The organism is uncultured Desulfovibrio sp. (assembly GCF_944324525.1).
Classification (GTDB): Bacteria; Desulfobacterota; Desulfovibrionia; order Desulfovibrionales; family Desulfovibrionaceae; genus Desulfovibrio.
On record NZ_CALUWS010000019.1, the window covers coordinates 40,649 to 50,470 of the forward strand.

The 9,822-nt window shown below is 57.7% G+C and carries 9 protein-coding genes; 3 read left to right on the plus strand and 6 right to left on the minus strand.

The genetic code is table 11. From position 1 onward, the window contains the following. Positions 1 to 282 precede the first annotated feature (282 nt). The 5 genes from Q0K12_RS06600 to Q0K12_RS06620 all read right to left on the minus strand — a co-directional run bounded on the left by Q0K12_RS06600 (position 283) and on the right by Q0K12_RS06620 (position 6,098). Positions 283 to 882, minus strand: coding sequence for a hypothetical protein (locus tag Q0K12_RS06600; protein WP_297261243.1), 600 nt, complete (start codon positions 880 to 882; stop codon positions 283 to 285). After that, positions 879 to 2,225, minus strand: coding sequence for an AAA family ATPase (locus Q0K12_RS06605; RefSeq protein WP_363315619.1), 1,347 nt, complete (start codon positions 2,223 to 2,225; stop codon positions 879 to 881). The genes Q0K12_RS06600 and Q0K12_RS06605 overlap by 4 nt, the downstream gene beginning before the upstream one ends. Before the next feature lie 135 nt (positions 2,226 to 2,360). Further along, positions 2,361 to 2,963 (minus strand): DUF5989 family protein, encoded by a 603-nt coding sequence (locus tag Q0K12_RS06610; RefSeq protein ID WP_297261245.1) that lies wholly within the window; start codon positions 2,961 to 2,963, stop codon positions 2,361 to 2,363. Beyond that, positions 2,956 to 4,794, minus strand: coding sequence for a carbamoyltransferase (locus Q0K12_RS06615; protein ID WP_297261247.1), 1,839 nt, complete (start codon positions 4,792 to 4,794; stop codon positions 2,956 to 2,958). The genes Q0K12_RS06610 and Q0K12_RS06615 overlap by 8 nt, the downstream gene beginning before the upstream one ends. Next, a complete protein-coding gene (locus Q0K12_RS06620; protein ID WP_297261249.1) occupies positions 4,791 to 6,098 on the minus strand; it encodes a hypothetical protein in 1,308 nt (435 codons plus the stop codon). The genes Q0K12_RS06615 and Q0K12_RS06620 overlap by 4 nt, the downstream gene beginning before the upstream one ends. Positions 6,099 to 6,410: 312 nt before the next feature. Between Q0K12_RS06620 and Q0K12_RS06625 the strand changes: the two genes are divergently transcribed. From Q0K12_RS06625 to Q0K12_RS06635, 3 genes are all read left to right on the plus strand, one after another. Next, positions 6,411 to 6,758 carry a helix-turn-helix transcriptional regulator gene (locus Q0K12_RS06625; protein WP_297261251.1) on the plus strand — a complete coding sequence of 116 codons (348 nt, stop codon included), beginning with the start codon at positions 6,411 to 6,413 and terminating at the stop codon, positions 6,756 to 6,758. Between the two features lie 808 nt (positions 6,759 to 7,566). After that, positions 7,567 to 7,749, plus strand: coding sequence for a hypothetical protein (locus Q0K12_RS06630; RefSeq protein ID WP_297261253.1), 183 nt, complete (start codon positions 7,567 to 7,569; stop codon positions 7,747 to 7,749). 146 nt (positions 7,750 to 7,895) lie between these two features. Then, positions 7,896 to 8,030 carry a hypothetical protein gene (locus tag Q0K12_RS06635; protein WP_297261255.1) on the plus strand — a complete coding sequence of 45 codons (135 nt, stop codon included), beginning with the start codon at positions 7,896 to 7,898 and terminating at the stop codon, positions 8,028 to 8,030. 335 nt (positions 8,031 to 8,365) lie between these two features. Here the strand turns inward: Q0K12_RS06635 and Q0K12_RS06640 are convergent, their stop codons facing one another. After that, a complete protein-coding gene (locus Q0K12_RS06640; protein WP_297261257.1) occupies positions 8,366 to 9,742 on the minus strand; it encodes a hypothetical protein in 1,377 nt (458 codons plus the stop codon). Positions 9,743 to 9,822 lie beyond the last annotated feature (80 nt).

The following is a 9,822-nucleotide window of genomic DNA, read 5'->3' on the forward strand; positions in this document are numbered from 1 at the left end:
GCATCCTTTTTCGGTGGCATCACTCCTTCCACGGGCAAGGTCCACGGCACATCGTCAGTAGCGCAGCCCGTCCCTTTGCATCCCAGTGTAGACGCGCAATGCTCCATAATCCGGAAACGTCAAAAAAATTTTTTCAGGGGATGGTTCCGCATCAGCAACTCCCCCCCGCACAGCAGGCCGGATAACGAAGCGGCATACAAAACGCCCCCTTTCCGCACGGAACGGAAAGGGGGCGTTTCAGTTGGAAAAACAGTGGTCGACTATTTCCAGGGATATACAAGATCAGAGCAGACCCTGCCGGGCAGCCTCAGTCCAGACAAATGGGGAATATTTCTTGAGAAACCCCTCTGTTACCTCCCCTTCGCAATAGAACTGGTAATGCTTGGCACGCATTTCGTTATGGGCAGGACTATCCAGTTTCAGCCGGTCTATGCTTGCCTGAATCTTTTGTTGCAGAGAGGCAGGCAACTGCGGGTTGGGAAAAATATGCCCGCTTACAAGTTCCAGATAAAACCAACCATCCTCGATTTCAAAAGGATCGAGAATATCCGTGAAGTCCCTTTTGCGGCTGTTTATTGCGGAACAGGCCAGACGGTAATTGCGCCATTCGTACGCAAGATCAGGGCGCAAAGACTTGGGGAGAAAATGCTCTACGTGTCCAGTCCCTGTAGTTCTTTCAAAGAAAACGGCAAGATAGGCGCAAACTCCGTCATAGTTATGATACAGTTCATCTAGACAGGCCCGCCAGTAGGGAGGCAGTTCCGTCCCTGACGGCAGGGGAGCTGTGATGTCGATATGATGTTTCTCCAGCCAGCGCAGACCCTTTTGGCGAACTTGTGTATCGAAATCTTTCGGTTCTGGCTGCGGTATCACCGGAATCATGCCAGCCACCCCTTTTTTCCCGCCACAAAGCGCCAGCGGATCCAGAAAGGATCGGTGTCTGAAAGCACGCCGCGTAATTGCTGATCCAGCTTTTGCGCATCTTCCGGGCCGAAGCTTTCATTGCTCAATGCCTGTGTGGCCTCTTCCAGAACCTTTTCCGCTTCCCGAGGATAGCCGGACGGCAAATCAAAGGCTTCGCTGGTAAGCCAGTTGGAGACATTCCCCTGCCGCAGGAAGGGCCGCTGCGTCAGGAGGACTTTGCCGTCGTTGAGATCGAGGTCGAACCAGGCATCCTTCGCCGCATCGAACAGGGTTTCCACAGAGGCCATGATCAGCGGCGAATGCGTTGCAACGATGAGCTGCATTTCCCTGTCGGGACGTAACGTCTCCATGACCTGCATCAGGGCCGGTATGACCGTGCGCTGCCACTTGGGATGCAGATGCGCCTCCGCTTCATCTATCAGAAATACCGCCCGGCTTTCCGGCTCTTCCCCCGTCAATTCCCGGGCTTTCAAATGTTCCTCCCAGCACCAGACAAGAAAATAGGCCAGCGAAATGATGCGACGCATACCGGAAGACGCATGCAGCACGGGGACTTCCTGCCCATACGGCATACGCAGCGTCGGCATATCCCGCGCATCGTCAAGGCTGATGCGCGTCAATTTGCCGGGAACAAGTTTTTCCTCCCCGGAAGGCGACAGCACCGCAAGCACCGCCTCCAACGACGAAAAGGCTTGCCCCTTTTCCTTTTGCCAGCCTGCCCAGTCCCGGATCAGGCCGTTGCAGAGCCATGCGCCGTCCGAATTTTCAAGTCCGTTCCAGACTTCCTCAGGACTGAAAACATACGCCGGAGGACGCGCTTTTCCCTCCTCCCGCTTCGACTTCCAGTAATTGCGTGCCGGGTCCCATACCGCGAAACTGCCGTCCGCCATAGCGTAGAAAATCAGACCGGGATTGGCGGGACCCGCCTTTATGGGCCATTCCTGTTCGCGGGGCTTGAACGTGCTTTCGCTTTCTATGGGTTTGGATGCGGCGGAAAAACGGGCCTTGATAGTTGCCGGTTGTTTTTTGTCTGTGGGCAGGGCTGTCTTGCCTGCGGTCAGATGCGGATTGACCTCGGCCGGCCAGGTGCGTGTCATGGCCCACCAGAGAATATCGAGGAGAAAACTTTTTCCTAGTCCGTTGTCTCCGGTCAGCAGATTCAAGCGGCTGCCAAAGTCCAGCTCCATGCCGGGGACCGGTCCCACATTGGCTATGCCAAGATGCATTATCATGGCGGAAGCTCCTTTTCTTTCACATATCTGCCTTGGCGCACCGGAGACGCCGGGCCAGCGGGAATGCATTGCCGACGATTCTGCCCAGCGGGGCCTCCCGGAGTTCTATGTCCTTTTTTGAGAAATTTATCCAGCCCTTGCCCGCCGTACTGTTTCGGCGAGAAGCCCACCCCCCGATCAAGCAGCGAAGAGCGTCAACAGGCCCTAAAAAAGCGTATAAATAAAGGGGGCGATGACCGACGTCTGGGCGAAGAACAGCAGCACGCCAAGGGACAGCAGCAAAATGAGCAGCGGCAGGAGGAACCATTGTCCATGACGGGCAAAGTGCTGCAACACCTGGACGAGCGTCGCCAGCAGGCCTCTTCCGTTCGCGCCATCCTGCACGAGGGTGCGGGTCCGCTTGGGCTGCCAGCCGCAGATCCGGCCCGCTCCATCCTCCCAACGGACTGCCGGAACGTCGCTCCCGGCATGCGTCAACCGGGCCAGCGGGGTCAGCAGAACAAGATAGATGCAGGCCAGCAGAGCCGAAAAGACAAGATGCCCGAACTTGCCCATGACGCGCTGAAACAGGGCCGCCGGTCCGGCAAGGCACAAGGGACAGGCAATGCCCGCCAGCAGGATGAGCGCCCCGCCGAAACAGAACGTCAGATAGAATCCGTCGGAGTGCGTTTCCCCGATGAAATAGCCGAACCAGCCGTACAGCCCGGCGGCCGTGCCGATGATCTGGCCGAAGGCCGCGCTGCGGCGGACATCTTCCCGGAACAGGCGCATCCTGAGCGCCTGCATGTAAGCGTTTGAGCTAGTCAAGGCGAAACCTCCTCATCCAGTCGGCCCGTTCTTCGGGGCTCATCTCGCCGCAGCGCTGTTCTTCCCTCAGCAGCAGGCGATTGCCTACCACCAGCGCATCCATTTCCGTGACCATGAAGCAGCGGTAGGCATCCTCGCAGGTGCAGACGATGGGCTCGCTGCGCACATTGAAGGAGGTGTTGATGATGACGGGGCAGCCGGTGCGCTCCATGAAGCGGGAAAGCACCTTGTGCATGAAGGGATTGCGCTCCGCATCGATGGTTTGCAGCCGGGCCGAGTAGTCCACATGCGTCACGGCGGGGATCTCCGAACGGGGCACCTTGAGCAGGTCAATGCCCCAGAGCTGTCGTTCCTCTTCGCCCGGCTCTATCCGACGGTCTTCCCGTACCGGCGAGACCAGCAGCATATAGGGGCTCTCCTGCGTGGTCTCAAACCATTCGTCGCGGTATTCGTTCAGCACCATTGGCGCAAAGGGGCGAAAGCTTTCTCTGAACTTTATCTTCAGATTCATGTGCTCCTGCATTTTCGGGCTGCGGGCGTCGCCGAGAATGGAGCGGGCCCCCAGCGCTCTCGGCCCCCATTCCATGCGCCCGCGCGCCAGCCCCACGATGCGTCCTTCCGCGATCAGCTCCGCAATGCGTTCGGCCAGCGCCTCTTCGTCCAGTTCGGTCCATACAGCGCCAAGCTGCCGCAAGAGGGCATCATCTTCCGCATCGACGGGGCGGATGGCCGGGCCGAGGAAGGAACCCTGCATACTGTCGCCGGGCTGGGCCCGGCGGGTTTGCCCCTGCACCATGTGCCAGTGCCAGTAGGCCGCCCCCAGCGCGCCCCCGGCATCCCCGGAGGCCGGCTGCACCCAGATGCGGTCAAAGATCTTCCGCCGGGCCAGCAGACCGCAGGCCACCACGTTGAGCGCAACGCCCCCCGCCATGACCAGATGCCGCATGCCGGAAATGTCGCGGGCATGAGCGGCGGCCGCCAGTACGGCTTCCTCCGTCACCGCCTGGATGCTGGCGGCAATGTCCATCTCCCGCTGGGTGATCAGGCTTTCGGGCTTGCGGGGCGGGCCGTCGAACAATTCCTCAAAGGCGGGCGAGGTCATGGTCAGCCCGCCGATGAAGTTGAAATATTTTTGATTCAGCGTAAGGGCTCCCTTCTCGTCGATGTGCGCTATCTCGTCGAGGATGCGCTGCCTGTAGAGAGGTTTGCCGTAGGGAGCCAGGCCCATGAGCTTGTATTCCCCGCTGTTGATCTTGAATCCCGTGAAATAGGTGAAGGCAGAGTAGAGCAGGCCCAGCGAATTGGGGAAGCGCTGCTCTTCCCGCAGCTCGATATGATTGCCCTGTCCCACGCCGATGGTGGATGTGGCCCATTCCCCAACCCCGTCAAGGGTCAGGATGGCGGCCTCCTCGAAAGGCGAGGGAAAGAAGGCGCTGGCCGCGTGCGACAGATGGTGCTCGCAGAACTGGATGGGGCGCTCGATCCCCATTTCACGGCACATTTCCCGTTCCAGCCAGAGATTGCGCGACAGCCATTTGGGCATGGCCCGGAGAAAGAACGGCAGCCCGCGGGGCGCGGCATACAGCTGGCTCTGCATCAACCGGTCGAACTTCTCGAGGACATTCTCGTAAAAAACGATGTTGTCGACGTCGTCAAGGCGAATGCCGGCCTCGGCAAGGCAATAGGCAATGGCGTGATGGGGAAAGGAAGCGTCCCCCTTGATGCGCGTGAACCGTTCTTCCTGCGCGGCGGCAACGATCCGCCCATCCCGCAGCAGCGCGGCGGCGGCGTCATGATAGTAGGCGGAAATACCCAGGACCGTGGAACTCATGGGGCGGCACTCCCGGCAATTTCAAGTGTGGCCGTCATTTCGACGTCTTCATTCGCGGGGACGATGCGAAGGGAATTGACCCGTGCCCCCTGCGGCAGTTCAGGGACCCGGAAGCCGTCATCCTGCCGGCGGCAGGGGTACAGCGTGCCGTTGTCCAGCCCCCCGGCATCCGTCACGGACACCCAGACTTCCTCCGCCCGCGCATCGGGAGAGGTGATCGTCATCCCCGCGAGCGCCACCGGACGCTCAAAGGAAACGAGCACGTGCGGCTTGCCCACAGGCTGCACGCCCATTTCGCGAAACGGCGGCAGCTTCAGGCGCAGCGTATCCCCCTCCAGCCGGGCCTGGATCTTCCAGGGATACCAGTCATTGATGCGCGGCCCGGTCTTGCGGAGCACGCCCTTTTCGCCCAGCGCCTGCGGCGCATGCCCCTCAAGCCAGTCAACGACCTTTTGGGCATAGTAATGCGTGGCGCGGGGGCCCGGGTGTCCGTTGGCCGGATTGGCCGTCCAGCGGAAGGGATGGGCGGCGGCGTCTTCCCCCATGTCCCGCACATAGTCATCCAGCAGGTTCACAAGCGGGATGCCGCTCTCCTCGATCACGCGCATGGGCTTGTCATACAGCGGCGAGTAATAGGATCTGTCGGGCACTACCGGCAGACTGACCATGACGGCAGGCAGACGCAGCGCATCCAGCTGCCGCGCCAGTTCGGCGACCGTCTTCCGCCAGCGCGTGAAATTTTCGCCCTCCAGCAGCAGCTTCAGCCATTCTTCCGGCCCGTATTCCAGGCCGCTCCTGGCCAGCCGCTCCCGTTTCTTGCGCATGTATCTTGCCTGAAACTGCTCCACGAGCTCCGGCAGCCACCAGCGAAAGACATCATCCACAAAAAACATCCGATATACCTTGTAATTCTGCGGCCATACCCCCATATCCGGGTCATTGACCACATAGCCGAGGACAATGGCCTCCGCCTTCAGTCCGGCAAAGCGGGGATCCCGCAGCCAGGCCAGTTCTTCCTTTGTCTGCGCGCCGTTCCAGCCCAGAGCCAGGACCTCGACATCAGTATAGCCGCGCCGCTCGAGCTCCCGCTCGATCTGCCGCCACCAGACGTCGTTGATGTTGGCCAGACCGTCACCCCAGGAAAAGGAATCCGCAATGACCACAATGCGATGCGACTTGCCGCCCTGCATGGGCCGGATGCCGCCCGGCGTCGCCATGAGCGGGAATGTCTCATCCAGCCCGGCCAGTTTGGTCAGATTGTTCTGCTTGATGCGGGTATCTTCCTGCCCCCAGGAACGACTCATGAGCGAAGCGCCGCTCTGGTGGCGAAGCCAGAGCTCAGCGCAAAATGCCGTCCCCAGCAGAACGGCAAGCACCCCGACAAAAAACCGCAATGCGGCCGGGGGAAAAATCCGCCTTCCCCTGTGCGCCATGACGCCCCCTTTTCCCTGATAACGCTGAACCGGTATTTACGACTGCAAACGCCTCCTTGGGGGACGCTGCACAGCCTTTCCCTTTTCATTGGATATTTGGTTAAAATGTCAATAATTGGTTTTTATGCTGTTTTTTGGGGAGGGCTTCCCTTGTACCCTTTTCCATCAGGAAAGGAGGACAGTGTGGCCGAACAAAAAAAACAGCGGCTTGCAACCATTGTCGGAGCCAACATTACCGCACAGCGACGCCTCATGGGCTGGAACCAGGCCGAATTCGCCGAGCGGCTCGGCATCGGCGCGGACTCGTTGTCGCGCATAGAGCGAGGACTGGTAGCCCCGCGCTTTCCCCGTCTTGAACAGATGGCATCCTTGCTGGAATGTCCGGTCTACGAACTGTTCCAGACGCAGGAAGACCGCGAACGGGCGACGGAACGTCCTGCCGCCGCCGTTTCTTTCAGCAGCCTTGACCTCAGTACGCGCCGTGAAGTGATGCTTATGGCGGAAAAAATCATCCAGCTCATGCGCTCCTGATCCCTCCGACGGTGTGCAACTTCCGTCGCCGGAAATATCCCGCAACCAAACATGACCCCGGGTATGCCAAACGGATACGACGCAGCAGCCAGCATTCCCCCTGATACGAGATCGGGGGCTGTCCGCCTGCCCCGGTAGCCGGAACCCTGTCGGCCTGCGCGGTACTCACAACACAAGGACATCGTCGTTCTCCAGCATGGCGTTGAATCCTTCTTCGATGGCATCACTACTTTCGCGGACAAGGACCACGGCACATCGTCAGTGGCGCAGCTCGCCCCTCTGCATCCCGTTGTAGACGCGCAATGCTCCATAATCCGGAAACGTCAAAAAAATTTCAGGGACTGGTTCCATACCAGCGACTGCCCCCTGCACAGCAGGCCGGATAACGAAGCGGCATACACAACGCCCCCTTTCCGCACGGAACGGAAAGGGGGCGTTTCAGTTGGAAAAACAGGAGGTGACTTTTACCAAGGACAAACAAAATCAGAATAGCCTTTGCCGGGCAGTCTCTGTCCAGACAAAGGAAGAATATTTCTTGGGAAATTCATTCTTAACTGTTTTATGGTCGCTGTCAGCCTAACAAATCAAAAGACTATGTCCTTTTTGAACAATTGTTATGGACGTATCCATCTGCAACGGTAAAGAGAAAATATCTTTTCCCTTTCACCATTGACACGATAAGTCCATGTCGTATTATTGAAGAGAATTTTGGTATTTTTCTGTCTCTAAGGTGCCGGGTTATTGATAACACGCCATTTGAGACGAGACAGGCAAACACGGTGCCACACAGGTTTGAAAAGGAGTTTTTATGGCCAAAAATACCGGTGAAGGCTATCGAAAGGGTTCTGTTTGCGATCGTACACAGATTCAAAATCCCCGCACAGGAAACTGGACAAAGCGCGATACGGACAGCGGAAAGTTTATTGACGTCAAAAAAGATGGAGAACCATTCAAAGGCGTTGCCAAGGAAGAGGACGGCAGACGCAGTTAAGGTCCATCAATAGCGGCAGGGCAGGGGAGCCAAAGCGCTTTCCTGCCCTCCTTTTTCCGTTCCCCTCTCTTCTGCTTTTCCCCATTCCCTTTTCGGGCGTTTCCGGCTATGCTGACATGCCATCTTTTTTTCAGGGAGAACGCCCCATGACCTTTCAGGATATCCTTGCCAGGTACCGCGCCGTTTCCTTTTCCGAACGCGACAAGGGCGACCGTTTCGAGCGGCTCATGCAGGCGTTTCTGAAAACAGTGCCGTGGTATGCGGGCACGTTCCGGCATTGAAGAAAACAGAGAATTTTCATGAAGGATAGAGCGTTTTTTTTTAAAAAGGAAAAACGCAAGGCGGCGGCACAGCGCCGCCCGGCCAAAAGTGGGTGGAAAAACTGCGTTTTTTCGCGAAACGACAGGCCGTATGGTTTGAAGCGCAAAGCGTTTCAAACTGAAAATACGCTAGATCGCTTGGGAACTCCACGGTATCCCAACTTCCGGCAAGGTGAGAAGCAAATCCGGCCGTTCAGACGGAGAATACGCGAAAAATGGATATTCCCCAAGGCCAGCCGCATAACAGTCGTTGGACAGCAAAACGGTGAGGCGGAAGTTGCCTCACCGTTTTGCTGTCATTCAAATTCAGCGATGGTGAATTTGAGCTGCTGACTATTTTCTTTTACTATACGCTGGATCGAACTTGTAAAGCCGTCCTGACTGCTAGTTTCCGCCTGGATTTCCAGCGTAATGGAAACAGAGCTTCCAGAGCTTTCGTACAGATGCTGAATGACTTCATCAAAAATCTTTTGAGAGTCGGACTTGCCTATCAGCGGATCAAGGGCGACATTGCCGATGAATCTCCGCACGATCTTCTGAGATGCTGTCCCGCCGCCCCTTACGCTGTCGGGAACCGGCTTTCCCTGCCCGGAGGGCGTCATCGGGGCGGGGGGCGTTTCCTCACTTCCCGCCGCCTTCAGCGTATTTTCGTAATGTGCCGCATGTTCAGGCGCGATCAGCAAGAGGTCGGCATCCAGAACGACAAGGCTTGCCTTGCCGAAGATGAAGCCGAGGAATTTTTCCCCTTCCTGTCCCTGCGCAAGAGCAAAGAAATCACGGGACCCCGTGCCGTCGGTCAATGTCTGCGCAAAAACCCCCTTGTTGCTCAGGCGCGGCAGATATAGATAGCGGCACATTGCCTGCCAGACATCGAGAGCCTTTTGCTGTGATGCGCCGTTTTTCCAGAACCAGTTTTGCAGCTCGGTCCTGAGGTGGATAGGTGCCCAGCGTTCGATGACCAGCTCATTTTCACGCAATTGACGTTCGATCTCATCCATCAGGTTGGTCGCGCTGCTGGGGATGGAGAGCTTTTCCCACAGCGTTTCCGCCAGACTATTCTTGCCGCAATACGGCACCAGAAGCCATTTGAAGGCTTCCATGACGGAACATTTGGCGACTTTGAAGGCGTTTTCCGCGGCTTTCCGGGCGTTTTTGATCTGGAGCGTATCCAGCACCAGCCGTTCTTCCGTGCTGTCCGTGACGATGGACTGCCATGCCAGACAGGTCTTTACCTGATCCAGAAGGCGGCTCGTGGCATCGTATTCCGGCGCCAGAAAGATGAGTCGGTTACGGTTTTGCCGCGGCAGGTCTCCCCGCTGCTCCAGAATGGTGCGGGCTGCCGTCAGGGCATGGTTGTCCATGTTCTTGCTGTAGGCGTCACAAAGCGGCAGGACGACCAGCCGCAACTGCTCATCGTCCGGGATGTCGCCCGTGTTCGCAAAGATATGTCGCGCCCCGAACATGCCCTGCTTGAGGACGCCTTGCAGGCAGCTTTTGATGAAGGGCTGGACCTGATCCATGCCGTAACGTCCCTTGCGGTCTTCCATTTCCCGCCGCAGGTTGGGATGGACGTTGAACCAGTACCGTTCGTTTTCCGTGTTCAGGTAATACAACTTGTCCTGCAGGCGTTGCAGCGAATCATGGAACAGCGCAAGGGAGGCTGAGGGCAGCACGGCCCCTAGATGTAGAGTGTCAACACGTTGTTCACCCTCCGTTCAGACATGAAGCTGGAGGTTTTCTGCCAAGAGCCGAA

Bases quoted from the DNA above. Each gene is read 5' to 3' on its own strand.
- Q0K12_RS06600 (WP_297261243.1), bottom strand. From the start codon at position 882: ATGATTCCGGTGATACCGCAGCCAGAACCGAAAGATTTCGATACACAA.
- Q0K12_RS06605 (WP_363315619.1), bottom strand. From the start codon at position 2,225: ATGCATTCCCGCTGGCCCGGCGTCTCCGGTGCGCCAAGGCAGATATGT.
- Q0K12_RS06615 (WP_297261247.1), bottom strand. From the start codon at position 4,794: ATGAGTTCCACGGTCCTGGGTATTTCCGCCTACTATCATGACGCCGCC.
- Q0K12_RS06620 (WP_297261249.1), bottom strand. From the start codon at position 6,098: ATGAGTCGTTCCTGGGGGCAGGAAGATACCCGCATCAAGCAGAACAAT.
- Q0K12_RS06630 (WP_297261253.1), top strand. From the start codon at position 7,567: ATGGCCAAAAATACCGGTGAAGGCTATCGAAAGGGTTCTGTTTGCGAT.
- Q0K12_RS06635 (WP_297261255.1), top strand. From the start codon at position 7,896: ATGACCTTTCAGGATATCCTTGCCAGGTACCGCGCCGTTTCCTTTTCC.